Annotated in this window: 24 protein-coding genes; 11 read left to right on the top strand and 13 right to left on the bottom strand. The window is 66.0% G+C overall.

What is annotated here, in order from left to right; translation table 11 throughout:
- Positions 1 to 3: 3 nt before the first annotated feature.
- From F7R19_RS12600 to F7R19_RS12575, 6 genes are all read right to left on the bottom strand, one after another.
- On the bottom strand, positions 4 to 693 hold the full coding sequence (locus F7R19_RS12600) for a putative adhesin (RefSeq protein WP_150980887.1): 690 nt from the start codon (positions 691 to 693) through the stop codon (positions 4 to 6).
- Between the two features lie 256 nt (positions 694 to 949).
- Complete coding sequence (locus F7R19_RS12595; protein ID WP_150980886.1) at positions 950 to 2,236, bottom strand: VanZ family protein; 1,287 nt, start codon at positions 2,234 to 2,236, stop codon at positions 950 to 952.
- 44 nt (positions 2,237 to 2,280) lie between these two features.
- The gene (locus F7R19_RS12590) at positions 2,281 to 3,075 is read right to left on the bottom strand and encodes an ABC-type transport auxiliary lipoprotein family protein (protein WP_407648695.1); all 795 of its coding nucleotides are present in this window, start codon (positions 3,073 to 3,075) and stop codon (positions 2,281 to 2,283) included.
- Positions 3,076 to 3,177: 102 nt separating this feature from the next.
- Positions 3,178 to 4,119, bottom strand: a complete 942-nt coding sequence (locus tag F7R19_RS12585) for an MlaD family protein (RefSeq protein WP_200899103.1) — start codon at positions 4,117 to 4,119, stop codon at positions 3,178 to 3,180.
- Positions 4,119 to 4,976 (bottom strand): ABC transporter ATP-binding protein, encoded by an 858-nt coding sequence (locus F7R19_RS12580; protein ID WP_061959823.1) that lies wholly within the window; start codon positions 4,974 to 4,976, stop codon positions 4,119 to 4,121. Before F7R19_RS12580 ends, F7R19_RS12585 begins: the two co-directional genes overlap by 1 nt.
- The gene (locus F7R19_RS12575; protein ID WP_223505933.1) at positions 4,973 to 6,073 is read right to left on the bottom strand and encodes an MlaE family ABC transporter permease; all 1,101 of its coding nucleotides are present in this window, start codon (positions 6,071 to 6,073) and stop codon (positions 4,973 to 4,975) included. The genes F7R19_RS12580 and F7R19_RS12575 overlap by 4 nt, the downstream gene beginning before the upstream one ends.
- 172 nt (positions 6,074 to 6,245) lie before the next feature.
- On the opposite strand from F7R19_RS12575, the gene F7R19_RS12570 reads away from it, so the two are divergent.
- The 3 genes from F7R19_RS12570 (at position 6,246) to F7R19_RS12560 (ending at position 8,783) form a co-directional block, all read left to right on the top strand.
- Entirely contained in the window at positions 6,246 to 7,127 is an 882-nt protein-coding gene (locus F7R19_RS12570) for a biotin--[acetyl-CoA-carboxylase] ligase (RefSeq protein WP_150980884.1), read from the top strand.
- The gene (locus F7R19_RS12565) at positions 7,124 to 7,942 is read left to right on the top strand and encodes a type III pantothenate kinase (protein WP_150980883.1); all 819 of its coding nucleotides are present in this window, start codon (positions 7,124 to 7,126) and stop codon (positions 7,940 to 7,942) included. The genes F7R19_RS12570 and F7R19_RS12565 overlap by 4 nt, the downstream gene beginning before the upstream one ends.
- 64 nt (positions 7,943 to 8,006) lie before the next feature.
- Positions 8,007 to 8,783 (top strand): SPOR domain-containing protein, encoded by a 777-nt coding sequence (locus F7R19_RS12560; RefSeq protein WP_150980882.1) that lies wholly within the window; start codon positions 8,007 to 8,009, stop codon positions 8,781 to 8,783.
- A gap of 28 nt (positions 8,784 to 8,811) precedes the next feature.
- Here F7R19_RS12560 and rfaE2 read toward each other — a convergent pair whose 3' ends face one another.
- The 6 genes from rfaE2 to F7R19_RS12530 all read right to left on the bottom strand — a co-directional run bounded on the left by rfaE2 (position 8,812) and on the right by F7R19_RS12530 (position 14,585).
- Entirely contained in the window at positions 8,812 to 9,306 is a 495-nt protein-coding gene (gene rfaE2 / locus F7R19_RS12555) for a D-glycero-beta-D-manno-heptose 1-phosphate adenylyltransferase (RefSeq protein WP_061960220.1), read from the bottom strand.
- A gap of 107 nt (positions 9,307 to 9,413) precedes the next feature.
- Positions 9,414 to 10,256: a ferritin family protein gene (locus F7R19_RS12550; RefSeq protein WP_061960221.1), complete on the bottom strand. Its 843-nt coding sequence runs from the start codon at positions 10,254 to 10,256 to the stop codon at positions 9,414 to 9,416.
- 132 nt (positions 10,257 to 10,388) lie between these two features.
- Positions 10,389 to 11,567 (bottom strand): patatin-like phospholipase family protein, encoded by a 1,179-nt coding sequence (locus F7R19_RS12545; protein ID WP_211922730.1) that lies wholly within the window; start codon positions 11,565 to 11,567, stop codon positions 10,389 to 10,391.
- Between the two features lie 62 nt (positions 11,568 to 11,629).
- Positions 11,630 to 12,538: a PhaM family polyhydroxyalkanoate granule multifunctional regulatory protein gene (locus tag F7R19_RS12540; protein WP_150980880.1), complete on the bottom strand. Its 909-nt coding sequence runs from the start codon at positions 12,536 to 12,538 to the stop codon at positions 11,630 to 11,632.
- A gap of 56 nt (positions 12,539 to 12,594) precedes the next feature.
- Positions 12,595 to 13,434: an enoyl-CoA hydratase/isomerase family protein gene (locus F7R19_RS12535; protein WP_150980879.1), complete on the bottom strand. Its 840-nt coding sequence runs from the start codon at positions 13,432 to 13,434 to the stop codon at positions 12,595 to 12,597.
- A 170-nt stretch (positions 13,435 to 13,604) separates the two neighbouring features.
- On the bottom strand, positions 13,605 to 14,585 hold the full coding sequence (locus F7R19_RS12530; protein ID WP_150980878.1) for a fumarylacetoacetate hydrolase family protein: 981 nt from the start codon (positions 14,583 to 14,585) through the stop codon (positions 13,605 to 13,607).
- A 105-nt stretch (positions 14,586 to 14,690) separates the two neighbouring features.
- Here F7R19_RS12530 and F7R19_RS12525 point away from each other — a divergent pair, with 105 nt between their 5' ends.
- The 4 genes from F7R19_RS12525 (at position 14,691) to F7R19_RS12510 (ending at position 18,009) form a co-directional block, all read left to right on the top strand.
- Positions 14,691 to 15,569, top strand: a complete 879-nt coding sequence (locus F7R19_RS12525) for an IclR family transcriptional regulator (RefSeq protein WP_223505629.1) — start codon at positions 14,691 to 14,693, stop codon at positions 15,567 to 15,569.
- Positions 15,526 to 16,617: a DUF3108 domain-containing protein gene (locus F7R19_RS12520; protein ID WP_317851297.1), complete on the top strand. Its 1,092-nt coding sequence runs from the start codon at positions 15,526 to 15,528 to the stop codon at positions 16,615 to 16,617. Before F7R19_RS12525 ends, F7R19_RS12520 begins: the two co-directional genes overlap by 44 nt.
- A gap of 55 nt (positions 16,618 to 16,672) precedes the next feature.
- Entirely contained in the window at positions 16,673 to 17,509 is an 837-nt protein-coding gene (gene pcaD / locus F7R19_RS12515; RefSeq protein WP_150980877.1) for a 3-oxoadipate enol-lactonase, read from the top strand.
- A gap of 242 nt (positions 17,510 to 17,751) precedes the next feature.
- Positions 17,752 to 18,009: a BTH_I0359 family protein gene (locus F7R19_RS12510; protein ID WP_061956410.1), complete on the top strand. Its 258-nt coding sequence runs from the start codon at positions 17,752 to 17,754 to the stop codon at positions 18,007 to 18,009.
- A gap of 127 nt (positions 18,010 to 18,136) precedes the next feature.
- Here the strand turns inward: F7R19_RS12510 and F7R19_RS12505 are convergent, their stop codons facing one another.
- Positions 18,137 to 18,529, bottom strand: coding sequence for a rhodanese-like domain-containing protein (locus F7R19_RS12505; RefSeq protein WP_061956408.1), 393 nt, complete (start codon positions 18,527 to 18,529; stop codon positions 18,137 to 18,139).
- Between the two features lie 279 nt (positions 18,530 to 18,808).
- Here F7R19_RS12505 and F7R19_RS12500 point away from each other — a divergent pair, with 279 nt between their 5' ends.
- The 4 genes from F7R19_RS12500 (at position 18,809) to F7R19_RS12485 (ending at position 24,281) form a co-directional block, all read left to right on the top strand.
- A complete protein-coding gene (locus tag F7R19_RS12500; RefSeq protein ID WP_061956406.1) occupies positions 18,809 to 19,873 on the top strand; it encodes a homocysteine S-methyltransferase family protein in 1,065 nt (354 codons plus the stop codon).
- Positions 19,874 to 19,898: 25 nt separating this feature from the next.
- Complete coding sequence (gene metH, locus F7R19_RS12495) at positions 19,899 to 22,646, top strand: methionine synthase (protein ID WP_061956403.1); 2,748 nt, start codon at positions 19,899 to 19,901, stop codon at positions 22,644 to 22,646.
- A 306-nt stretch (positions 22,647 to 22,952) separates the two neighbouring features.
- A complete protein-coding gene (locus F7R19_RS12490; RefSeq protein ID WP_150980876.1) occupies positions 22,953 to 23,342 on the top strand; it encodes a hypothetical protein in 390 nt (129 codons plus the stop codon).
- A 306-nt stretch (positions 23,343 to 23,648) separates the two neighbouring features.
- Positions 23,649 to 24,281, top strand: coding sequence for a response regulator (locus F7R19_RS12485; protein ID WP_061956399.1), 633 nt, complete (start codon positions 23,649 to 23,651; stop codon positions 24,279 to 24,281).
- The last annotated feature ends 39 nt before the right edge of the window (positions 24,282 to 24,320 follow it).

Genomic DNA, 24,320 nt, shown 5'->3' with positions numbered 1-24,320 from the left:
GCACTAGGCGGGGCCGACGATGGCATGTGCGAGCGCGTCGTAGCGCTGGTGATCCTTGTAATTCGGGGCGCGACAGAATACGCAGACGATGGTGTCGTAGTGCATGCCGTGAGCGGCCAGTTCCCTGAAGACGTCGCCCAGGCACACGTCGGTCAAGCGGGCCGACAGATATTTTCTATTGCGGATTGCCAGAAAATCGCTTTCAGGGACCACGCCCGCTTTGTAGTGGAGGCGGTTCATGCTTGCCACATGGGCGAGCCTGGCCACATCGTCATCCTCGTACTTGGTCAGCGAGTAGTTCTTGACCCACCCGAGTCTGGAACTTCCGGACAGGGGCCGGAAATCTTCCTGTTCGATGACCTCACGTCCGCCCCGGTCGTAGCGTAGCGCGTACGTGCTGGCGATCGACGAGAACAATATCTTTCCAACACCAGTGGCCAGCATCAGCCCGGGATCGCGCAGGACGGTGCCATGCGGGTTCAGAAACTTGACCACCGTCGATGGCGGCACCGCGACGTCTCCCGACCAGCGTCCGTAGCAGCCATGCGCAGTGATCACCAACTGGCGTGCGTGCGAGCCGGGCGTCGACACGATCCTCATGCGGTCGCCAAGCTGGTATTCGACGTAGTGAAATGGTCCGGTATAACCCGTAATCGATCCGGGAATCGCCCGTGGACTGCGGATTGGCTTCATGCGGGATACTCCTTCTGTGACGGCGGTATTTGCGTGCGGCCAGTGATTGGCCGCGACCGGAAATACTCAGCGATGCACGGAAGTACTTGGTTGCGCTTAGCCAAATCCCGGCGTTATCGCATGGTAAGACGCGCCATCGCGAAAGATCGATTCCCGGCAGAACAGGCACAGGATCGAGTCATAGTGCATGCGGTGGGTCCGAAGCGCTTCGAAGACGTCGCGTAGCGTCACAAACGATGGGATGCGTGACGATCAGTTAATCGCCGGATGGTTGCTTCGATTCGTGGCGGTGCTGCGTGGCGGCGGCCACGGCGCGGGCGGCGGCGCGGCGCTGGGCGCGCTTTTGCAGACGGCGTCGCACGTTGATCTGCTCGAAACGCCACACCACGTAGAAGAACGCCATGAATGGCCACAGCCAGCCAAGCCATTGCGCGAGGCTGTTGAAATGGATGAAGCGGCCCATGCGCCAGCCCTGTTCGGAAATCCATGCGTAGGGATTGGGCGGCAGCACGTTGGTCAGCACCACCAGCGCAATCAGCGACACGGTTGCCAGGATGGCGCGCAGCCAGCGCGGCAGGCGCAGTAGCAGGACCAGCACCAGAGAACTGGTCAGCAGCGCAAAGCGTCCGCCTTCGGACAGCCAGATGAATGCGTTGTCATCGGGAAACTGCAGTTCGGCCACGGCGGCCTTGATGATCAGTGCGGCCGTCAGCAGGCCCGCGAGGATGCGCAGCATCGGCGCGCTGCGGCGCATCGCGATCGACGCGAACAGGCCCGTGCCGATCCAGCTGGTGGCCGTGACCAGGGTTTCCAGCAGCAACTGGCTCTGCATGTCGTCGGGACGCACGCCGATGTTGTCCTGCCATTCGATCAGCGACGGAAAGTACGCCTGCACCCACGCCATCGGCCATGAATCGGGATCGGTCAGCCATTCGCGCACGATGCCGCCCATGCCGAACAGGTGCTCCTGCGGAAACACCTGCGCAAACGGCCACAGCATGATCAGGATGATGGCGAAACTGGCATGCGGCTCGAACCACGCCATGCGCAGGCGCGTCAGCGTGCCACGGTCGATCAGCGCGCTGGTGAACGGCGCGACCATCGCGGCGCCCAGCAACGCGCCCAGCGCATTGGTGATCAGGTCGATATTCGACGAGATGCGCGTGGGCAGCCAGGTTTGCAGCGCTTCCATCACCGCCGACAGCAATGCGCCGGCCACCAGCGCGATCAGCGTCGCGCGCGCGCCCGATATGCGCGGGTGCAATGACAGCACCACCAGCGCGCCAAACGGACAATAGCCGAGCACATTGGTAAGCAGATCGAATTCCGTGATGTAGCGCGGCTTTGGCGCAGTCAGGAATGCGAAGGGTGAAATCCCGTTATTGACCCAGCCGCTGAACGGATACAGGCTGGCATACACCACCAGCAGCGTGAAACAGATCAGTCCCACGCGCGCCAGCGGCGAATGACGCGGCAGCCAGCCTTCCAGTTCGGCCTGGCGCGGCAGCTCTGGCGGCGATGGCGGGGGCGCTTCCATGGCCATGATCGTGTGGATGTGTTGCTACTGCCCGATGCGCGCCATATGCGTCACGGGCGCGGCGGCGTCGGCTTTGGCGTTTGCGCGGTCGGCAGCGGCACCGCATCGCGCGCGGGCGGATTGGCGCGCGGCAACTGGGCCGGACCGCTCGCCGCGGCGACTTCCAGCGGCAGCGTGGCGGCCCAGTCAAGGATCGCGGCGATCACCGCATCGGCGCTTGCCGACAGCGCCTTCACGCCGCCCGCGCCGTCGGCGCTGGGCGCGGGCTGTTCCGCCACGAAGGTCTTCTGACCGAGCAAGCCCTTGTGGAATACCGTCGCGCGCGCCCGCACCACGCCCCGACTGCTGGTGGGCGAATCGAAGACCTGTTCGAAGCCCAGTAGATCGACCTTGATGGCCGGCACGCTGGTGTCGCCGTACCACGTCAGTGCGCCGCGCCCGGACACCGCGTCGCGCAGGCGGTCGTCGAACAGGCGCGTGGGCGCATCGACCCAGCGTTGCGTCGAATACGCCTGCAGCCGTTGCGCCTGCGTGTATTGCAGACGGTAATAGACGCCGCGTCCATCCATCCATGTCGGCCCATCGGTCTCGGCCACGCGCAGCTTGGGCAGGCGGGCCGGCGCCTGCGACGGCGCGGCGGCCAGCGGGCCCAGGTCATAGGTGGTGGTGCTTTGCGATCCCGACGAAAACACGCTGCAGCCGGCCAGCGCCGCCAGCAGGGCCAGCGCGGCCAAGCGGGCCATCGGCGCGACGCGGCCGGCGATGCCGGGGGCAGCATCGGACGCGGCGTGCGGCCGGGCGGTTCGTCGAGTCGACAGTCGGGCGAGGGCGGAAACTTGGGTCATGGCGGATCTCGGCAATCGGATCTTTGGACGTATCAAAAGGCGCTGCGTTCGATACGCGCAGCCGGAATGTTCATGGTTGCGCGCCTGGCGGCCTGGACGTGCTCAAGGCGACTGGAAGCCGGGTTCGCCCGGACCAGGCGCGGGCGACGGCCCGCCAAACAACACACTGCTCGGCTTATCGTTGAACTGGCCCGCAGCACGGTCGATGCTGCGCGCGGTCTGCCGCGCATCGCGCGCCAGGCCGTTGAGCTGCGGCAGCGTTTCCTGCGTGAAGATGCCCGCGGCCTGCTGCACCGAATCGGCAGCGCCCTGCATGTTCTCGCCAACGCGATTGACCGTACGCATCACGGTGCCATTCGGACTGGCGAGGTCGTCCGCCAGCCGGCGCGTGGACTGCAACGTCGCATTGAGGTTTTCCACGGCCGCAGGCAGGCGTGCGGCGGCCGGCTGCAACGACGCGGCGAGCTTCGAGTAGTCGTCGGCGGTCTTGTGCACGGACTGGATCGCCGCCATCAGTTCGTCCCGATTCTCGGTCTTGAACATCTCGTTGAGCGATGTCATCAGCGATTCGGTCTGCGTCAGCAGCGAATCGCCGCGCTTTTCCAGTTCCTCAAAAAACCCGGGCCGCATCACGATGCGCGCCGGCTCGCGCGCCGATGTCGTCAGGCGCGGCGAACTGGCGTCCGATCCCTGCTCGCGCGCAGTATCGTCCAGCTGCACGTAGGCGATGCCGGTGACGCCCTGGAAGCCCAGCGTGGCGTAGGTGGTGCGCGTGATCGGCGTGTCCTGGTTCACGTTGATGCGCACGATGATCTGCCCCGGCACCTGCGGATCGAACTTGATCGACACCACCTTGCCGACGTCGAGCCCGCGATACTTCACGTCGGCCTGCGGTCCCAGCCCGTTCACCGTGGACCGCGTGATCAGGTCGTACGGCACGCGCACGGCGTGGTCACTGCTGAACCAGAACAGCGAGAACAGCACCAGGACTGCCAGACCGATGGTGAACACGCCGGCCAGGAAGGCGTTTGACTTGTTTTCCATCAGACTTCTCCGGTATGCGCCGCCGCGCCGCCGTCCGCATGGGGAGCGGGCAGCGCCTGCAGCGCGCGCTGGGCACGTTCGCCCAGAAAATATTCGCGAATGAATGGATGATCGACCTTGATCACCTCGGCGATTGGCGCGGCGGCCAGCACCTTGCGATCGGCCAGCACGGCCACGCGATCCGACAGCGCCACCAGCGTATCGAGGTCGTGCGTGATCATCACCACGGTCAGGCCCAGTTCGCGGCGCAGTTCGCGGATCAGCGAGACGTAGTCGTCCGACGCCATCGGGTCCAGGCCCGCGGTGGGTTCGTCCAGGAACACCAGTTCGGGTTCCAGCGCCAGCGCGCGCGCCAGAGCCACGCGCTTGATCATGCCTCCGGAAAGATCCGACGGCATCTTGTCGGCGTCCTTGGCCGATAGGCCCACCAGCTGCAGCTTCAGCAGCGACGCCTGGCAGATCAGGTTGTCCGGCAGCGCCCGCATTTCGCGCAGCGGCAACGCAATGTTGTCGATCACGGACAGCGCGGAAAAAAGCGCCCCGCGCTGGAACTGCAGGCCCCAGCGATTACGCAGCGCCTGCAATTGCGCGGGCGTCAGGCTGGCGGGATTTTCGCCGAACACCTTGATGGTGCCCGACGTGGGCCTGTCCAGCCCGACGATCTGGCGCAGCAGCACGGTCTTGCCGGTGCCGGAGCCGCCCACGATCGACAGCACTTCGCCGCGATAGACGTCGAGGTTGAGCCCGTCGTGCACCACGTTGTCGCCGTAGCGCTTGACCAGATCGCGCACCTCGATGATGCGCTCGCGCGGCGTGTCGCGCGCCACCATGGAATCGGCGTTCGCATTGGCGCTCATAAGCCCACGTCCTTGAAGATGATGGCGAAGATCGCGTCCGCCAGGATCACCACCGTGATGGAGGTGACCACCGACGCCGTGGTGCCTTCGCCCAGGCTTTGCGTGTTGGGCTTGATGCGCAGCCCGAAGTGGCAGGCCGTCAGCGCGATCAGCATGCCGAACACGACACCCTTGCCCAGCCCCAGCCACAAATTGGCCACCGGCACGGCGTCGGGCAACTGGCGCAAAAAGAATGCAAAGCTGATGTCGAGCTGCAAGCGCGCGGCGGTCATGCCGCCCAGCAACGCCATCAGGTCGGTCCACGCCACCAGCAGCGGCATGGCGATGGCCAGCGCGATCACGCGCGGCATGATCAGCCGGAACCCGTGCGAGATGCCCATCACACTCATCGCATCGAGTTCCTCGGTCACCCGCATCACGCCGATCTGCGCGGTGATGGCCGAACCCGAACGGCCGGCGATCAGGATTGCCGCGAGCACCGGACCGAGTTCGCGGATCACGGCCATGCCCAGGATGTTGACGATGAACGTGCTGGCGCCAAATATCCGCAGCTGGTTGGCCGACAGGTAGGACAGCACAATGCCGATCAGGAAGCCCACCAGCGCGGTGATGCCCAGCGCCTTGTAGCCGATGTTGTAGATGTTGGCCGAAATCTCGCGCCACGGCCCGCGTTGCGGCGCGCGCAGGAAACGCAGCAGGTCGAACGCCAACTGGCCCAGCAGGGTGATGCCGACGCCGAGCTGCGAGACCAGCGACAGCAATCCGGCGCCGAGGAGCGTCACCGGATTGAAGCGGTCGACCATGCGTTTCTTCCAGCCGTCGGTGCGCAGGCCGGCAATGCGGTCGAACACGCGCCGCTGTCCGTCGTTGAGCTCCACGCGCTCCGGCATACGGCCGTTCCATGCCTGCCAGATCAGTTGCGCGCCGATGTGGTCGAGCCGCGTAATTCCGGCCAGCGACCAGCTGGCATGATCGGGCGCTTCGGCAAGCTTGCGTAGCTGGGCGCGCAGGCCGCGCGCCTCGTGGCACTCGGCCAATGCAAGTGCGGTCCAGTCCCCTTGCAGTTGTACGCTGCAGGCTCCGTCCTGGCGAGAGATGTCGATGGCGGGCGTTGGCGGGCGGTCCAAATGTCGGGGCGATGTGATGGCTGAGTCCCGATTCTATGCTACCAAGCGAGTCGTTGCGACCGGACATCCTCTGACACGGCCGCGGCTACAATCTCGCCAAGCGCGCGCCGCACCGGCGCGGTCCTCCCGATTCCCACACGCAATGTCTGATTTTTCCGACCGCCCCGTCCCCGCCCGCGCCGCTGACGCCGCCGCCTTGCCGGCCTGGCGCATCGACCAGAACGCCTTGCGTCGCATGCTCGATGCGGGTGCGGCGCGCCACTGGCGGGTCGAGGTGGTAGACGAGACCGGCTCGACCAATGCCGACCTGACACAGGCCTGCCGCGCGGCAACGTGGGACGAGGACGGCGTGCGCGTGCGCGTTGCCTATCGGCAGACGGCGGGGCGCGGCCGGCAGGGCCGTCCGTGGCAGGGGCAGGCAGGGCTGACGTTTTCGGTGGCAATGCCGCTGGCGCTGCCGCCGGCGCGCCTGAGCGGCCTGAGCCTTGCCGTGGGCCTGGCGGTGGCCGAAGCGCTGGAACAATGCGATGCCGCGCTCGGGGCGCGCATCGGCCTGAAGTGGCCCAACGACCTGCAGATCGACGGTCGCAAGCTGGCGGGGATCCTGATCGAATCGGTGCCGGCCGGGCCGCAGCGGCTATGGGCCGTGATCGGCATCGGTCTGAACCTGGTGCGCGATGCGCGCATGGAGGCGGCGCTGGGCCGCGCGCTGGCGGGCGTGGCCGAGGCGATGACGCCGTTCGATGCGCAGCGCGATCCCACGCGCATTCTGGGTGCGGTGCTTGAGCGCCTGGCGTGTATGCGGACCCGATTCGTGGCCGACGGTTTCGCGCCGATGGCGCAGGCGTGGTCGGCGCGCGATGCATATCGCGACGAACCCGTGCGCCTGCTGCACGATGGCGCGGTGCTGGCCGAGGGCGTGGCGCGTGGCGTCGACGCCGAAGGTCATCTGCTGCTGGAAACGGCGGCGGGACTGGAACGGATTGCCAGCGGCGAGGTGTCGCTGCGGGGAGCCGGCGCATGAGCGCGCTGCTGATCGATATCGGCAATACGCGGCTGAAATGGGCCTGGTGCGATGCCAGCGCGCCTGCTGCGCCGACCGGCGCGTTGCCCACGCCGTGGCAGCACGCGGGCGCCGCCACGCATGCGATGCCGACTGAGCGCGCCGCGCTGGTCGGCGCCTGGCGACGACTGGCGGCGGGCAAGGCGCCCGAGGTGTGGGTGGCCAATGTCGCCGGGCCGACGCTGGCCGGCGAGGTCGATGCGCTGCTGACCGACGCGTTCGGCACGGGCGTGGCGCTGCAATGGGTACGCACGGCTACCACGCATGGCGATCTGGTCAATGGCTACCGCGAGCCGACGCAGCTCGGCGTGGACCGCTGGGCCGGATGCATCGGCGCACATCGCTGGCTGCCGGGAGAAAACCTGCTGATCGTCACGGCCGGCACGGCCACTACGCTCGATATCGTCACGGCGGGCCCCAATGGCGCCCGCTTCGAGGGCGGATTGATCCTACCCGGTCTGGCGCTGATGCTGGGCACGCTGGCGCGCAACACCGCGCAACTGCCCGAACTCGATGTGCTGGACACCGGCGCGGGCGCTGCGCGCGCGGTGCGGGCGTTGGGCGCAGACAACACCCGCGACGCGATTGCCGCCGGTTGTCTGGCCGCGCAGGCCGGCGCCATCGAGCGTTCCTGGCGCGCGCTGGGCGAACGCGGGCCGGTGCGTTGCCTGCTGTCCGGCGGCGCGCGGCATGTCGTGGCGAATGCGCTCGCGATGCCGTTCGAGATGCACGATAATCTTGTGCTGCTTGGGTTGCACGCGATGGCGCGGGGCTGAGCCCCACGGCGCGCGCCATCCGCCCCCGTTCCACCTCACCCTTCACACACGCTCCAGCGCATCCATGTCCCGGCGAGGCCTGACCGTTCTGCTGCTGATCCTGCTGATCGCCAATGCGCTGCTGCTGGCGGCGTTGCTGGGCGCGTTCGGTCCGCAACCGCTGGCCGGCATGCTGGAAAGCCCGCGCGAACCGCAGCGCGTCGAACAGCAGGTGCGCGGCGATCGCATGCAATTGCTGCCGCCCGCCGATGCCTCGGCGCCGGCGGCGCCCGCCTCCGCTCCCGCGCCGCGCGGCGCAACGCCGGGCAGCGTCACGCTGGCCGCGGCGCCCGGCGATGGCTGCATGGAAATGGGCGGCTTCACGATGCAGACCGCGCAGCGCGCCAGGGAAGACCTGAGCGCCATCGCGGCGGGCGCGCCCATGCCTGTCGATCAGTTCGAGCGCAGCGAACAGGTGCGCTGGTGGGTGCATCTGCCCGCGCAGGCGACGCGCGAAAACGCCGAGCGCAAGCTGGCGGAACTGCGTCGCCGCAAGGTCACGGATGTGTCGGTGGTGTCAGGCGAGGATGCCGCGTCGTTCACGGTGTCGCTGGGGCTGTTCCGCGACCGCGAGCGTGCCGACAGATTCCTGGAGTCGCTGCGTGCGCAGGGCGTGCGGACGGCGCTGATCAGCGATGCGCCGCGCGCGGTGCCGCGCCAGTGGCTCCGCGTGCCGCACGCCAGCGAGGCCGTGCGCATGCGCATGGACGAAGTACGCGCACGCTATGGCGCGGAAGTCCTGCAAGCGTGCAACGGCATGACGCAGGCCCGCGACGGGCGCAGCGCCGCCCGGGCGGGATAGGGCGCGGCTGGCGCCAGGGCAAGCCGCTTCAACGCTGCTGCCGCACTTTGGTCAGCAGCTTGGTGGTCGATCGATCGTGCAGGAACTCGATCGCGTAGGCCTCGCCGCCCCAACTGCGCACGAGGCGGGTTTCTTCTAGCGTGTCGATGTCGTAGTCGCCGCCCTTCACATAGATATCGGGACGCACCAGGCGGATCAGTTCGACGGGCGTCTGCTCGCGGAACATCGCCACCAGATCGACCGACGCCAGCGCCGCCAGCAGTGCCATGCGATCGCCCTCGTGATTGAGCGGCCGGTCGTCGCCCTTGCCGAGCATCTTCACGGAAGCGTCGCTGTTCACGCCCACCACCAGGCTGGCGCCCATGGCGCGCGCCTGCGCCAGATACGTGGCATGGCCGCGATGCAGGATGTCGAACACGCCGTTGGTAAAGACCAGCGGACGCGGCAGCGCGGCGACTGCGGCATGCAGTGCGGCCACGTCATCGGCCGGGACCAGTTTGGATTCGAAGGCGGGTGCGGTCATGGGTGACGGGTCAAAAGGCGGAGCGCCAATGAAAAACCCCATCGTATCCGATGGGGTCTGGACTGCCGCGGCATGCGGGCCGCGGGGCAAGCCGTGCGGGGCAACGCTCAGGCGGGCTGCTGCAGGCTGGCGTTCAGTTCCTTGCGGTAGCGGTTCAGGTCCTGTACCGAATCGAACGTGCGTTCGAACAGCAGCGACATGTTGTGCAGGATCCGTTCGATCACCTTCTTTTCCCACACCTCGTCAAAGCGGATCTGCTCGTCCAGCCAGTGTTCCAGCCAGTCGGGATCGGGCAGGCGCGACTGCACGGTGTCGTTCGGGAACAGCGCCTTGTTGACGTGCAGGTTGGTCGGATGCAGCGGCTTTTCGGTGCGGCGGGCCGACGCCATCAGCACGCCGATCTTGGCGAATGCCGCGCGCGCGGTGTCGCCAAACTGGGACAGGTACTTCTTCATGTAGCGCAGGTACGCGCCGCCGTGGCGTGCCTCGTCCTGCGACAGCGTGCGATAGATGTGCTTGATCACCGGTTCCGAGTGCCATTCGGCCGCGCGGCGGTACCAGTGATTGAGGCGGATCTCGCCGCAGAAATGCAGCATCAGTGTTTCAAGCGGCGGCGCCGGGTCGAATTCGAAACGCACCGCGTGCAGTTCTTCCTCGGTGGGCACCAGGTCCGGCCGGAAGCGGCGCAGGTACTCCATCAGCACCAGCGAATGCTTTTGTTCCTCGAAAAACCAGATGCTCATGAATGCCGAAAAGTCGGAATCATGGCGGTTGTCGCGCAGGAACATCTCCGTGGCAGGCAGAGCCGACCATTCGGTGATGGCATTCATGCGGATGGTCTTCGCCTGATCGTCGGTGAGCAGGCTGGCGTCGAACGTATCCCAGGGGATGTCCTTGTCCATGTGCCAACGGACCGCTTCCAACGATTTGAACAGTTCGGGGTAGAGCATGCTAAGCCTTTGAAATTACGGGCGGATTCTACCAGACAAGAATCATTCTCGAATGTTTTCTCTACTTCGTTTTAGGCGGGATGCGATGGATTGCAACAGCGGAACCGCCCGGAAGGCCCAAAAGTGGTGCGTCTACGACACTTCTGTCGCCTCGTGTGCGGCCAGCTTGGTTTCCGGCACCACGCCGTAGAGAAACGCCGCGATCTCGTCCGCCTGGGCGCTGGCGTCGGCCTCGCCCAACGCCAGCAGCGCCTGCGTGAACTCGGGTTCGAACAGCAGATAGCTCGCAAACGCCGCGCCGCGCGCCTCGGTGCCGCCCAGCGGCGAGAGCAGGGCGCGCACGGTGCGCGGCAGGCGATCGAGATGCCGCGCGGCAATGGCTTCGATCGGCTCACTCGGGGAAATCGTCATCACCTGCACCGGCCGCCAGCCTTCGGCGTCGTTGGCCATCTCGGGCATGCGCGAGAGCAGCCGGTTGATATGCATGAGGCGCTCGACATCGGCCTGCAGGCCATCGAGGAAGATGCTGGCCAGCGCCTGCCCGCCGATCTGCGCCAGCGAGGGGTAACCACCCGACGGTACGGTGTCGAACCAGCCCGCACGTTGCCGCGATGCCGCGCCGATCGCCAGAATGCGCGACGCGCCGAGATGGATGGCCGGCGACAGCGGCGACATCTGGCGCATCGTGCCATCGCCAAACCATTCGTGATGGCCTTCCAGTTCCAGCGGCATGGCCGGGAAAAGAAACGGAATCGACGACGATGCCAGTAGATGATCGACGCCGATAGACGCTTCGACGGCCATGCGCTGGCTGCGCTGCCATGGATGGATGCGTCGGTGCGACTGGTAGAACGTGACGTGGCGGCCCGTGCTGTATGACAGCGCAGTCACTGCAAACGCGTTGAGCGCACCGCTGTCGAGGCTCGCCTGCACGCGCGGCGGCTCGAACAGTTCGGTCAGGAAGCTGCCGAGCGGCCCGTTGTCGAACAGCGCGCGCGGCGCCCGGTGCGTGATCCACCCGAACGCCAGCGACGACAGCCAGCGCGCGCCCGACGCGCCCATCTGGATCACGTCGGTACGGTACACGTCGTCGGCATGCAGGCTTTGCCAAAGTCCGGCCAGGGTGTCGGTGGCAGTGCGGAAATCCGCCGCGCCGGTGGCCAGCCCCGCGCCGTTGATGGCGCCGGCCGAGGTGCCCGCGATGATGCCGAACGGCAGCGGGCAGTGATCCAGCCCGTGGCGTGCGGCGATCTTGGCGATGCCGGACAGCACGCCGGCCTGGTATGCGGCGCGCGCACCGCCCCCCATCATGACCAGCGCGGTGCTCTGTCGCTGAATGGCCCGCGCCGATGCGCTGGCGGCATGAGCCCGATTCACTCGAACGTATCCTCGGGCGTGCCGGGCGCGGGCGTGCTGCCGGCCGGCCGCTTGGTCGACGACGGCTTGGTCGATGACTTCTTCGCGGCCGGCTTGGCCTTCGGCTTTGCCGCAGTAGTGCGCGCGGCAGGTTTTTTCGCGGCGGGTTTCTTGGCGGCCGGTTTGGGTTTGCCGGCAGCCGATGCGCCGGGCCGCGCGCCCGCGGCTTCCGGCTCCACGCCGTCGGCCCCCGCGCCGAACCCGGCCATGCCAGGCATTCCCGGCATTCCGGTCACGTTGCCGAACGGCATGGTGCTGGCGGCGGCCGCGCTGCTGGCGATCTGCGTGAACTGCCGTTGCAGCAGATCCCACCATAGCGCCGCATTGGGCGGCAGCGGCGCGGCGCCGTCGGCGGCCGACGCAGCGCGATCGGCGGCGTTCGCAGAAGCTGCGCGATCAGCTGCGTCGGCGCGCGTGCGGTCGTCGTCGGGCGGCGCTTCGTCGTCGTCTTCCGCTTCGTCGTTTTCGGCGTCCGCCTGTTCTTCGGAAACGGTCGCGCTATCGGCAAAGTGATGTGGATGCTGCGGTGGATGGGCGCTCGGGGCATTGGCCGCACGCGCCACGTTCTCCATGGCGCTTTGCATCGCCTCGGGCGACAGCGCGTTGCCAAACGTCTGCAGCGCCACCAGCGTGGCGCGCTGCACCTCCAGGCCCTGGATGGTCGTGCGCAGCAGGTTGACGTTCAGCTGCAGCCAGCTTTCCACGGCCTTGAGGTCGTGGATGCGCTTGTCGACCTCGTCGAGATCCATCGGCGGCGTCATCGCGCCCAGGCCAGGCATCAAACCGCTGGGCATGCCGCTGCTGCGCGCCCACATGTTGCGCAGGAATTCGAAGCTGTTGGTGAAATCGGGGATCTGTCCGAACATGGTGGCGCCACTCCCTCTGACATGGCCGCCCCGACGACGCGGGTCCGGACGGCCGGTTACTGGAATTCGGGCGGCCGCTTCTGGCGCAGGCTCGCCATGCCTTCGTGCACGTCGGGCCCCGCGAAGCCCATGAATTCAAGCGCCAGCGAGGTATCGAACGCGGGGCCGGCCATGCGCAGCCAGTTGTTCAGCGCGTACTTGGTCCAGCGGATGGCGGACTGCGATCCCGCCGCGAGCCGGTTGGCCACCTCGAAGGCCTTTGCCACCAGTTCGGTTTCTTCCACCGCCAACGACACCAGGCCGATCCGCTCGGCTTCCTCGCCGCTGACCGACTCGCACAGCATCAGATAGTACTTGGCCTTGGCCATTCCGCACAGCAATGGCCACACGATCGCGGCGTGATCGCCAGCGGCCACGCCAAGCCGGGTATGGCCGTCGACGATGCGTGCGGTCTTCGCCGCGATCGAGATGTCGGCCAGCAGACCGGCCACCAGCCCGGCGCCCACGGCCGGGCCGTGCATCGCCGAGACGATGGGCTTGTCGCAGTTGATGACGTTGTAGACCAGGTCGCGCGCCTCGTGCCAGACACGGGTGCGGGTCTCGAAATCGTTGGCCATCTGCTCGACCAGCGCCAGATCGCCGCCGGCCGAAAAGCCCTTGCCCTCGCCGCGAATCAGCGCCACGCGGATATCGGGATCGGCGGAAACGTCGCGCCAGATCTCGGCCAGTTCGCGATGCATGCTGGCGTCGGCTGTCGCAAGCTTGCGGTTGGCCGCCTGATCCGCGCCCATGATGATTTCGAGCACCGGGCCGTGCCGGCGCAGCGTGAGCGCCTGATAGCGGGCCAGGCGGGGAGACAGCGTACTGGCGTTGGCGTTGGCGTCGTCGGAGGGCATCGGGGGCTACCTTTTTCGTGGAAGAAATCGGACCTGGCCGGGACGGGAAGCAACCACGAAAAAATTCCCCGACCAAGCGGTCGGGGAATTATAGGCGCAACCGCGTGGGGTTGAGCAAGTCGGGGTTTGGCCTGAGCGGCCGAGGTAGCCGTGGCGCGCCCGGCCGACGCCTAGCGCGCCGCCACCACCTGGTCGATGGCGCCAAAGATCGAGTGTCCTTGTGCGTCGAACATCTCGATACGGACGGCATCGCCGTACTTCATGAATTCCGTTTCCGGCTTGCCGTGCTCGATGGTCTCGATCATGCGCTGCTCGGCGATGCAGCAATAGCCCTTGCTGCGGTCGACATTCGAGATCGTGCCCGAGCCGACGATGCTGCCGGCGCGCACGTTGCGCGTCTTGCAGATATGGGCGATCAGCTGGCCGAAGTCGAACACCATGTCCGTGCCGCAATCGGGCGAGCCCACTTTGCGGCTGTTCCAGTGAACCACCATCGGGCGATGGACCTTGCGGTTCCGCCATGCCTCGCCAAGCTCGTCGGGCGTGACCGCCACCGGCGAAAACGCCGTGGCGGGCTTGCTCTGGAAGAACCCGAAGCCCTTGCCCAGTTCCGCCGGAATCAGATTGCGCAGCGAAACGTCGTTGGCCAGCATCACCAGCCGGATCGACTCGCCGGCCTGCTCGGGCGTGGCGCCCATGCGGACGTCGCCGGTGATGACCGCGACCTCGGCCTCGAAATCGATGCCGAACGCTTCGCTGGCGCACACGATGTCGTCCTGCGGGCCGATGAAGTCGTCGGAGCCGCCCTGGTACATCAGCGGATCCTTCCAGAATTCGGGCGGCATCTCCGCGCCGCGCGCCTTGCGTACCAGTTCGACATGGTTCACGTACGCCGAGCCGTCCGCCCATTGATAGGCGCGCGGCAGCGGCGCCATGCAATCCTTGGGCTGGAACGGGAACGGATGCCGCGCGCGGGCCGCATTCAGCGCGTCATAGAGGTCCTGAAGCTGCGGGGCGTAGAAATTCCAGTCGTCCAGCGCAGTCTGCAGCTTGCCGGCGATATCGGTGGCGTAGTGCGCGGTTTTCAGGTCGCGCGACACGACGACGAGCTGGCCGTCGCGCGAACCATCCTTCAGGGTGGCGAGTTTCATGCGAATTCGAACATGGGCGGAAATGGATGGGCGGTAGTCTACCGGAGGCGCTCGACGGCGCTTGTATAGAATGGCCGGCATCACATTTTGGTTTGCCCATCACGCATGACAACGGCTGACGACGATTCCAGGGACGACGCGCGCGATGACGCACACGACGACGCGCGCGATGATGCCCGGCGCGCCGGCATCCAGTCCATCGAGGTGGGCTTCCGGCTGCTGCAGGCGTTGGCCGCATCGCCACGCGCGATGATGCTGCGCGACCTGGCCGCGGCCGCCGACATGAGCCCGGCCAAGGCGCATCGCTACCTGGTCAGCTTTCAGCGTCTGGGCGCAGTCACGCAGGACGCCGTGAGCCAGCGCTACGACCTCGGGCCGTTCGCGCTGCAGCTTGGACTGGCGGGCCTGAACCGGCTCGATCCGGTGCGCAAGGCGCGGCCGATCCTGTCGCAACTGCGCGATGAAATGGACCAGACCGCCGGCATTGCCGTGTGGGGCAATCACGGCCCGACCATCGTGCACTGGGAAGAATCGAGTCATCCGGTCAGCGTGAGCCTGCGGCTGGGCGATGTGATGCCGATGCTCAATTCGGCCACCGGACGCCTGTACGGCGCTTATCTGTCGCGGCGTCAGACGCTGCCGCTGATCGAGCGGGAACTTGCCACGCGCGGCGACGTCGCATTGCCCGACATGCCCGCATCGCTGGCCGAATACGACGCCATCTGCGACGACGTGCGCCGCCATGGCGCGGCGCGCACGCGCGGCGGCGTGCTGCCGGGCATCAATGCGATCTCCACGCCGGTCTTCGATGCCAACGGGCATTTGTCGATGGCGCTGATCGTGCTCGGCGCGCAAAGCGTATTCGATGCAGAATGGGGCGGCGCGGTAGACCGCCGCGTGCGCGATATCGCGCAACGAATTTCATCGGAACTCGGTTACCTTGGCGGCAGCCAACCGGCCGGACAGGACGGCCAACCCTCTTAGCCGCAGCCGGCGCCGGCGTCGCTGGCTGGCGGTGATCGCGCTGGTGGCGATCCTGCATGTGCTGGTGCTGTTCGGCCTGGTGCGCATGCCGCTCCCGCGCTTGCCCGATACCAGCCAGATGCCGGCCATCGAAGCGATCCTGCTGCCACCGCCGCCGCCCGCGCCACCGGCCCGGTCGCCCGCGCGCCCGGTTGTCCGGCCCTCGCCACGGCCCGCGGCGCCACAGACGCCGCCAGCGCCTGCGCCGGCCGAACCCATGCCCGAGCCCGCAGCACCTGCGCTGGCCACCACGTCCAATGCCGATGCGACAGTCAATGCCGGCGCAGGTGGTGCCGGCGCTGCGGCCAATGGCGCGTCGGCCGCCGCCGCGCCATTGGCCGCATCCAGCCCCGCTGCGCCGCCAGCGCCCAGCTATGCGGCGCCGGAATCCGTGACGATGCGTTACGCCAGCTTCGTCAACGGCGTGCAGAACCCGGACGGCATCATTCGCTGGGAACAGGACGGCAAGCACTATCGGCTGGCGGTGGAAACGCGCGTGCTGTGGTTCCGCTTCGCATTCCAGAGCACGGGCGATCTCGACGCGCGCGGCCTGTCGCCGACGCGCTACGAGGAGGCGCGGCGCAGCAAGGTGGAAGTCGCGCGCTTCGATCACGCCGCCAACACGGTGGTGTTTGAAACGCGCGGCGGACAGGTGCCGATGCCGCCTTCCTTCCAGGATCGTTTCAGCGTGTTCCTGCAACTCGTGGGATGGGCGCGCGGCGATCCGCAGCGCTATGCGAGACCCGGCGTGACCGACACCTTCAACGTGGCCGACACCAGGGAAGTGGAGGCGATGCAGGTGCAATACGTCGGCGAGGAAGACATCGATATTGGCACCGGGGTGGTGCGTACCAAGCACTTCATGCGGCTGCCGCGCCACGCCAACGATCGCCGCCGCGTGGAAATCTGGCTCGCGCCAACGCTGAACTGGATGCCTGCGCGGCTGCGTCAGACGGAGCCCGATGGCACTCAGATCGATCTCGTCTATCGTAGTAGTGAAGGGCGCTGAGCTTTTTGGCCGCGCCCCAACGAAGCCGACGGTGTGACAACACGGAGACTGCAATATGTCTGACTTGGCGGCACAGACGCAGCGGATCAGGGCTGGCGACGTGGAACTTCAGGTCCGCATCGACGGCCGCGAGGGCCCGTGGGTCATTCTGGCCCATGCGCTGGGCGCCAATCTGACGCTTTGGGACAACACCGCCGCTCGCCTCGCCGCGCGCTATCGCGTATTGCGTTTCGACCTGCGCGGCCACGGCGGCAGCGACGCGCCAGTCGGCGCCTATACGATGGCGCGCCTGGCCGACGATGTCGTGGCATTGATGGACGCGCTCGATATCGCCCAGGCCCACTTCTGTGGGGTGTCTGTCGGCGGCATGGTCGCCCAGACTTTGGGCGTCCGGCACGCAAATCGCCTATTGTCATTAACGTTGGTCGACACGATTCACAGCACGCCGATGACGGCGCATCCGATGTGGGCTAACCGCATTGGACAGGCCGAGGCGCATGGCATGGCTGGCATGGTGGCATCGACGATGGAGCGCTGGCTCACCGACGGCTTTCGCGAAAGGCACCCCGAAGTCGTCGAAAAGATCGCCGCAATGTTGAAGGCCACACCGGTGCACGGCTATGTGGGCGTGGCACAGGCAATCATCGCCTTCGATCTGTCTGACGCCATCGCGCGGATCCATTGCCCGACCCTGGTGGTGGTAGGGGCAAACGATGAAGGGTCGCCGGTGTCGATGGCCCAATCGATCGCGCAGAAGATTCACGGTGCGCAGCTGGAAGTCTTGCCTGACGCCGCGCACCTGTCGTTTATCGAACAACCGGAACGCTTCCATGCGATCTTCGACGCGTTCCTGGGGCATGCGGCATGTGGCGGGCAGTGTGATATTCCGTAACCGCATTGCGAAGATCGCAACACAGTAATGCTCGATGGGGCACGGCGCTCAAGAACTTGCGCCAAACGCCGATGCCCAACTATACGAGGGCAGCAAAGGCACGCAAGGCCCGTCCGGCACCACAACTTGAATTACGGACGGCCACCCTCAGCTTGGAGAGGAAATCGCGTCGATTCCAACGGCCTTGTGCCAACGCAGCGATGCGTGGAATGGGCGCCAACCATACGCCAGGAGGTAGTGCGATGCAAATGATCTACAACAGCGACAACTATTGCATTGTCGAGTTTGGAGCAGATGTCGAGCATGCGACCCTTGCCTCGGGCGGCTACGAAATCGTCGACAAGAACCTGAAACGCGAGATTTTCCTCGGCGGCCATATGGCCGAGACCTTCCGCGCCGACGTGACCCGTCTGATCGAAAGCGAGCCATCCGTGGAAGAAGTTGACGAATTTCTCGGCAAGTTCGATACCGTGATGAACAACCCGCTGGTCATGCACTGACGCCAGCCGCGGTATCGCCGCAAACACAAACGCCCGCGGTCGCGGGCGTTTCTTTTGCCGGGTCTCCGGGGCGGCGCTTCCGCCAAGCCGGGCACCGCACATTTGCCCGATTCACCAATTCATCGATTCAGTATTGCTCCCAGGGCAGGCCTTCGAAACGCCAGCCATTGACCGTATTGCGATGGCGCTGCGCATCGAGATCGCCTTCGAAGCCATGCAGCACGTTGTACACAGTGGTGAAGCCCGCACCCTCCAGCGCGCGCGCCGCCGCCGATGAGCGGTTGCCGCTGCGGCAAATCAGCACCACCGGGCGCGCCGAAACCTGTCCGGCCAGCTTTTTCACCGCCTGCACGAAATGCGGATTGACTTCCCAGTCCGGGCCGTCGTTCCAGGGTACGTTGTGCGCCCCGCGTGGATGGCCGACGAACAGATACTCCATTTCGCTGCGGCAATCGATGAACAGCGCATCGGGCTCGGCGTCGAGCAGTTGGCGGGCGTCGTTGGGGCTCAGGTGTTGCATGGAAGCGGGCGAAAGCGCGGAAAGCGCAAAGTGTGTGAAGATCGTGACGAATGCGTCTCTCAGTGTAGGCGGCCCGGCGGGGGCTGACAACCGCGGCGCGTCGCCATCGCGGCGCATCCGCGGCCGTCCTCCACGCCGCCATGCGCTGCGGTGCCCGTCGCGCCGTCAGCCGTCGCGGGGGCATCCCGCAATCCCTTGATCTACCTGATAAAATCGCCGTCTTGCCTAAATTGCGCGCATTGGCCTCCGGCCCGGGCGCGACACCACCAAAGCCCCACCATGAGCGCCGTCCAATTCGCCCCTCGCCCCTACACGCGGGCTGCCAGCCTGCCGCAGCTGCTGCGTGAACGCATTCTGATTCTCGATGGAGCGATGGGCACGATGATCCAGCGCTACAAGCTTGGCGAGGCCGAATATCGCGGCGAGCGCTTCGCCGATCATCATGTCGACGTCAAGGGCAACAACGAACTGTTGCTGCTGACGCGTCCGCAAGTCATCAGCGAGATCCACGAGCAATACCTGGCCGCAGGCGCCGACCTGATCGAAACCAACACCTTCGGCGCCACGCGCGTGGCGCAGGAAGACTACAAGATGGCGCATCTGGCCTACGAGATGAACGTCGAGGCGGCCCGCCTGGCGCGCGCGGCCTGCGACAAGTTCAGCACGCCCGACAAGCCGCGCTTCGTGGCCGGCGCGTTCGGCCCGACGCCGAAGACCGCCAGCATCAGCCCCGACGTCAACGACCCGGGCGCGCGCAATGTCACGTTCGAGGAACTGCGCGATTCGTACTACGAGCAGGGCAAGGCGTTGCTCGAAGGCGGCGCAGACGTGTTCCTGGTCGAGACGATCTTCGACACGCTCAACGCCAAGGCTGCGCTGTTCGCGATCGACCAATTGTTCGAGGACACCGGCGAACGCGTGCCCGTGATGATTTCCGGCACCGTGACCGATGCATCGGGGCGCATCCTGTCGGGCCAGACCGTCGAAGCGTTCTGGAATAGCCTTCGCCACGCGCGGCCCGTCACGTTCGGCCTGAACTGCGCGCTGGGCGCGACGCTGATGCGTCCGTATATCGCCGAGCTGGCCAAGGTCTGCGACGCCGCCGTGTCGTGCTACCCGAACGCCGGCCTGCCGAATCCGATGAGCGACACCGGTTTCGACGAAACGCCGGAAGTCACGTCGTCGCTGGTCGAGGAATTCGCCGCGTCCGGGCTGGTGAACCTGGTGGGCGGATGCTGCGGCACCACGCCCGACCACATCGCCGCCATCGCCCAGCGCGTGGCGGACAAGAAGCCCCGCACGTGGCCGGGCCAATACCGCGAGCCCGCCGGACAGGCAGCCTGACCATCGTACGCACAGAGAAAACATCATGAGCCAGAACAACCTGCCCCCGCGTCCGATGCGCCTGTCCGGTCTGGAGCCGTTCACGATCGATGACGACACATTGTTCGTCAATGTCGGCGAACGCACCAACGTCACCGGATCCAAGGCTTTTGCCCGCATGATCCTGAACGGCCAGTTCGACGAGGCGCTGGCCGTGGCGCGCCAGCAAGTGGAAAACGGCGCGCAGATCATCGACATCAACATGGACGAGGCGATGCTCGATTCCAAGGCAGCGATGGTGCGCTTCCTGAATCTGATCGCATCGGAGCCCGACATCGCGCGGGTGCCGATCATGATCGACTCGTCCAAATGGGAAGTCATCGAGGCCGGCCTGCAATGCGTGCAGGGCAAGCCCGTGGTGAACTCGATCTCGCTGAAGGAAGGCGAGGCGCAATTCCGCCATCACGCCGAACTGATCCGCCGCTACGGCGCGGCGTCGGTGGTGATGGCGTTCGACGAGCAGGGCCAGGCCGACACCTACGCGCGCAAGATCGAGATCTGCAAGCGCAGCTACGACTTCCTGGTCAACGAAGTGGGCTTCCCGCCCGAAGACATCATCTTCGATCCGAACATCTTCGCGGTGGCCACCGGCATCGAGGAACACAACAACTACGCGGTCGATTTCATTGAAGCGACGCGTTGGATCAAACAGAATCTGCCGTACGCGAAGGTCAGCGGCGGCGTGTCGAACGTGTCGTTCTCGTTCCGCGGAAACGATGTGGTGCGCGAGGCGATCCACACCGTGTTCCTGTATCACGCCATCGCGGCGGGCATGGACATGGGCATCGTCAACGCCGGACAGCTTGGCGTGTATGACCAGCTCGATCCGGAGCTGCGCGAGCGCGTGGAAGACGTGGTGCTCAATCGCCGCGAAGACGCCACCGACCGCCTGCTAGAGATCGCGGACCGTTTCAAGGGCGGCGGCCAGAAGAAGGAAGAAAACCTGGCCTGGCGCGGCACGCCCGAGCAGCCGGTGTCGGTGGGCGATCGCCTGGCGCATGCGTTGGTGCACGGCATCACTACCTTCATCGTCGAGGACACCGAGGAAGCGCGCCAGCAGATCGCCGCGCGCGGCGGCCGTCCCATCGAGGTCATCGAAGGCCCGCTGATGGATGGCATGAACATCGTTGGCGACCTGTTCGGCGCAGGCAAGATGTTCCTGCCGCAAGTGGTCAAGAGCGCGCGCGTGATGAAGCAGGCGGTGGCGCATCTGCTGCCGTTCATCGAGGAGGAAAAGCGCTTGCTGGCCGAAGCGGGCGGCGATGTGCGCGCGCGCGGCAAGATCGTGATCGCCACCGTGAAGGGCGACGTGCACGACATCGGCAAGAACATCGTGTCGGTGGTGCTTCAGTGCAACAACTTCGAAGTGGTGAACATGGGCGTGATGGTCCCGTGCAACGAGATCCTGGCCCGCGCCAAGGTCGAGGGTGCGGACATCGTCGGCCTGTCCGGGCTGATCACGCCGTCGCTGGAAGAAATGGCCTACGTGGCGTCGGAGATGCAGCGCGACGATTACTTCCGCGTGAAGAAGATTCCGCTGCTGATCGGCGGGGCCACCACGTCGCGCGTCCATACGGCGGTGAAGATCGCGCCGAACTACGAGGGCCCGGTGGTGTACGTGCCCGATGCGTCGCGGTCAGTCAGCGTGGCGTCGAGCCTGTTGTCCGACGAGGGCGCGGCCAAGTATCTGGACGATCTCAAATCCGACTACGACCGCATCCGCACGCAGCACGCCAACAAGAAGGCCACGCCGATGGTGACGCTGGCTCAGGCGCGCGCCAACAAGACGCCGATCGACTGGTCCAGCTACGTGCCGCCCCGTCCGAAATTCATCGGCCGGCGCATTTTCCGCAACTACGATCTGTCCGAGCTGGCCAACTTCATCGACTGGGCGCCGTTCTTCCAGACGTGGGACCTGGCGGGCAAATTCCCCGACATCCTGAACGACGAGATCGTCGGCGAATCGGCGCGCCGCGTCTATTCGGACGGCAAGAGCATGCTGGCGCGGCTGATCCAGGGCCGCTGGCTCACGGCCAACGGCGTGCTGGCGATGCTGCCGGCCAACTCGGTCAATGACGACGATATCGAGATCTACACCGACGAGTCGCGTACCAAGGTGGCGCTGACCTGGCACAACCTGCGCCAGCAGAGCGAGCGTCCGGTGGTCGACGGCGTCAAACGGCCGAACCGCTGCCTGGCCGATTTCATCGCGCCGAAGTCGAGCGGCGTGGCCGACTACATCGGCATGTTCGCGGTGACGGCCGGCATCGGCGTGGACAAGAAGGAAAAGCAGTTCGAAGCCGATCACGACGATTACAGCGCAATCATGCTCAAGGCGCTGGCCGACCGCATGGCCGAAGCCTTCGCCGAATGCCTGCACCAGCGCGTTCGCACCGACCTGTGGGGCTACGACGCCGCCGAAACGCTGGACAACGACCAGCTGATCGCCGAGGCCTACCGCGGTATTCGCCCGGCGCCGGGCTATCCGGCATGCCCTGAGCACACCGTGAAGGCGCGCATGTTCGAGTTCCTCGATGCGGCCGAGATCGGCATGGGCATCACCGACTCGCTGGCCATGACGCCAGCGGCATCGGTCAGCGGCTTCTACCTGTCGCATCCCGATTCGACCTATTTCAGCGTCGGCAAGATCGGCCAGGACCAGCTCGACGACATGGTGGCGCGACGCGGCGAGGATCGGCTGGCTCTGGAGCGCGCACTGGCGCCGAACCTGTAATCGCTAAGCAGCAGCTGTAAGCAGTTGCAAGGGCCGGGCTGCCGCTTTCCCGCGGCGCCCGGTTTTTTTGCGCCGTGCGCAAGCCTTTGACTGGCAACGGATGCCGATGCCGACGTTATCGTGTGGCAGCGCGCGGAGGCAGGGCGGCAATGTCCGCAATGTATTCACTACTGCTTACAGGGCATTACAAGTGCTCACAGACCGATATGGGCGGGCTCCATAGACTGGGCCTCAGTTCACGTGACACCGCGTGAATGCCGCAGCGAATGTTTCGCTGCGGAGCATTCCAGTTAAGGAGTCTCTTTCATGAACAAGCTGCTGATCTCCCTGTCCGCCCTGTCGATTGCCGCCGCCTCGTCCCTGGCAATGGCGCAAGGTACTGGCGCCACCGTCGGCACGCAATCCGGCGTTGGCGCATCGGTAAGCACCCCTGCGGTCTCGACCGGCGCCAACGCTGGCGTGAATGCTGGCGTGAATGCCGGCGGCGCGACTTCGGGTGGCGCCGTATCGCCGGGTGCGGCTGCCGACTCTGGCGCGCGTGCCGATCTCGGCGCCAATGCAGACGCGGGCGCCAAGACCCATTCGTCGAAGAGCAAGCACGGCACGCATGCCAAATCCAAGTCGAAGCAGGGCGACACCAAGGAGCTCGGCGCCAATGCCGGCGCCGGTGCGGATGCCGGTACCAAGATCCAGTGACGTCGTGAACGTCGCTTGATGGCGACGGGGCCGGGCGGGACCTCCAGGCCGCGTGAGCCCCTTCGCCAAATTGACCCGCGGGCGCCACATGGCGCCCGTTTTTCGTTTGCGTCGCGCCGCATCGCAACATCACGCCGCGGCGAAATGCCTGCCAGCCACCCGCGGCAGCGCGCTGGGCGGTGTCGCGGTGGCGCGTCATGTCAGCCTGACACCGACATCTTCCACGCGGCGCCAGCACTACAATGCAGGAAACCGGCCCGGACCGTGCATTGCACGCGGGTTGGACCCCTCACCGTGGAGACACCGATGATTCGCGTCTTGATCGCCGACGATCATGAGATCGTGCGCGCCGGTCTGCGCCAGTTCATTTCAGAGGAGCCCGACATCAAGGTGACGGGCGAAGCCGCGAGCGGCGACGAAGTGATGGCGCAGTTGCGCGACAGCGAGTTCGATGTCCTCGTACTCGATATTTCCATGCCGGACCGCAACGGCATCGATGTGCTGAAGCTGATCCGACAGCGCCTGCCGAATCTGCCTGTGCTGATTCTGTCGACGTACCCCGAAGACCAGTACGCGATCAACCTTATTCGCGCGGGTGCGTCCGGCTATCTGACCAAGGAGTCGGCGCCCGACGATCTCGTCAAGGCGATCCGCACCGTGGCGCAGGGCCGTCGTTACGTGAGCCCCACGGTCGCGGACCTGCTGATCGGCGGGCTCGACAAGCCGACCGAACAGCCGGTGCATCAGACGCTGTCGGAGCGCGAATTCCAGATCTTCTGCAAGTTGTCGCGGGGCCAGTCGGTGTCCGTGATCGCCGACGAGCTGTTCCTGAGCGTGAAGACCGTGAGCACCTACCGCTCCCGCATTCTGGAGAAGATGGGCATGAAGACCAACGCCGACCTGACGTATTACGCCATCAAGAACGGCCTGGTGGAATAAGGCCCGTCGATGCTTATCGAAACACAGTCGTTATTTGCC

This window comes from Cupriavidus pauculus, assembly GCF_008801835.1.
Lineage (GTDB): Bacteria > Pseudomonadota > Gammaproteobacteria > Burkholderiales > Burkholderiaceae > Cupriavidus > Cupriavidus pauculus.
The sequence above is the reverse complement of the archived record's forward strand: the minus strand, read 5'-3'. Positions and strand labels throughout refer to the sequence as shown.

Coding starts and splice junctions, on each gene's coding strand:
- F7R19_RS12600 (WP_150980887.1), bottom strand. CDS start 693: ATGAAGCCAATCCGCAGTCCACGGGCGATTCCCGGATCGATTACGGGT.
- F7R19_RS12595 (WP_150980886.1), bottom strand. CDS start 2,236: ATGGCCATGGAAGCGCCCCCGCCATCGCCGCCAGAGCTGCCGCGCCAG.
- F7R19_RS12590 (WP_407648695.1), bottom strand. CDS start 3,075: ATGACCCAAGTTTCCGCCCTCGCCCGACTGTCGACTCGACGAACCGCC.
- F7R19_RS12585 (WP_200899103.1), bottom strand. CDS start 4,119: ATGGAAAACAAGTCAAACGCCTTCCTGGCCGGCGTGTTCACCATCGGT.
- F7R19_RS12580 (WP_061959823.1), bottom strand. CDS start 4,976: ATGAGCGCCAATGCGAACGCCGATTCCATGGTGGCGCGCGACACGCCG.
- F7R19_RS12570 (WP_150980884.1), top strand. CDS start 6,246: ATGTCTGATTTTTCCGACCGCCCCGTCCCCGCCCGCGCCGCTGACGCC.
- F7R19_RS12565 (WP_150980883.1), top strand. CDS start 7,124: ATGAGCGCGCTGCTGATCGATATCGGCAATACGCGGCTGAAATGGGCC.
- F7R19_RS12560 (WP_150980882.1), top strand. CDS start 8,007: ATGTCCCGGCGAGGCCTGACCGTTCTGCTGCTGATCCTGCTGATCGCC.
- rfaE2 (WP_061960220.1), bottom strand. CDS start 9,306: ATGACCGCACCCGCCTTCGAATCCAAACTGGTCCCGGCCGATGACGTG.
- F7R19_RS12550 (WP_061960221.1), bottom strand. CDS start 10,256: ATGCTCTACCCCGAACTGTTCAAATCGTTGGAAGCGGTCCGTTGGCAC.
- F7R19_RS12545 (WP_211922730.1), bottom strand. CDS start 11,567: ATGATGGGGGGCGGTGCGCGCGCCGCATACCAGGCCGGCGTGCTGTCC.
- F7R19_RS12540 (WP_150980880.1), bottom strand. CDS start 12,538: ATGTTCGGACAGATCCCCGATTTCACCAACAGCTTCGAATTCCTGCGC.
- F7R19_RS12535 (WP_150980879.1), bottom strand. CDS start 13,434: ATGCCCTCCGACGACGCCAACGCCAACGCCAGTACGCTGTCTCCCCGC.
- F7R19_RS12530 (WP_150980878.1), bottom strand. CDS start 14,585: ATGAAACTCGCCACCCTGAAGGATGGTTCGCGCGACGGCCAGCTCGTC.
- F7R19_RS12525 (WP_223505629.1), top strand. CDS start 14,691: ATGACAACGGCTGACGACGATTCCAGGGACGACGCGCGCGATGACGCA.
- pcaD (WP_150980877.1), top strand. CDS start 16,673: ATGTCTGACTTGGCGGCACAGACGCAGCGGATCAGGGCTGGCGACGTG.
- F7R19_RS12510 (WP_061956410.1), top strand. CDS start 17,752: ATGCAAATGATCTACAACAGCGACAACTATTGCATTGTCGAGTTTGGA.
- F7R19_RS12505 (WP_061956408.1), bottom strand. CDS start 18,529: ATGCAACACCTGAGCCCCAACGACGCCCGCCAACTGCTCGACGCCGAG.
- F7R19_RS12500 (WP_061956406.1), top strand. CDS start 18,809: ATGAGCGCCGTCCAATTCGCCCCTCGCCCCTACACGCGGGCTGCCAGC.
- metH (WP_061956403.1), top strand. CDS start 19,899: ATGAGCCAGAACAACCTGCCCCCGCGTCCGATGCGCCTGTCCGGTCTG.
- F7R19_RS12490 (WP_150980876.1), top strand. CDS start 22,953: ATGAACAAGCTGCTGATCTCCCTGTCCGCCCTGTCGATTGCCGCCGCC.
- F7R19_RS12485 (WP_061956399.1), top strand. CDS start 23,649: ATGATTCGCGTCTTGATCGCCGACGATCATGAGATCGTGCGCGCCGGT.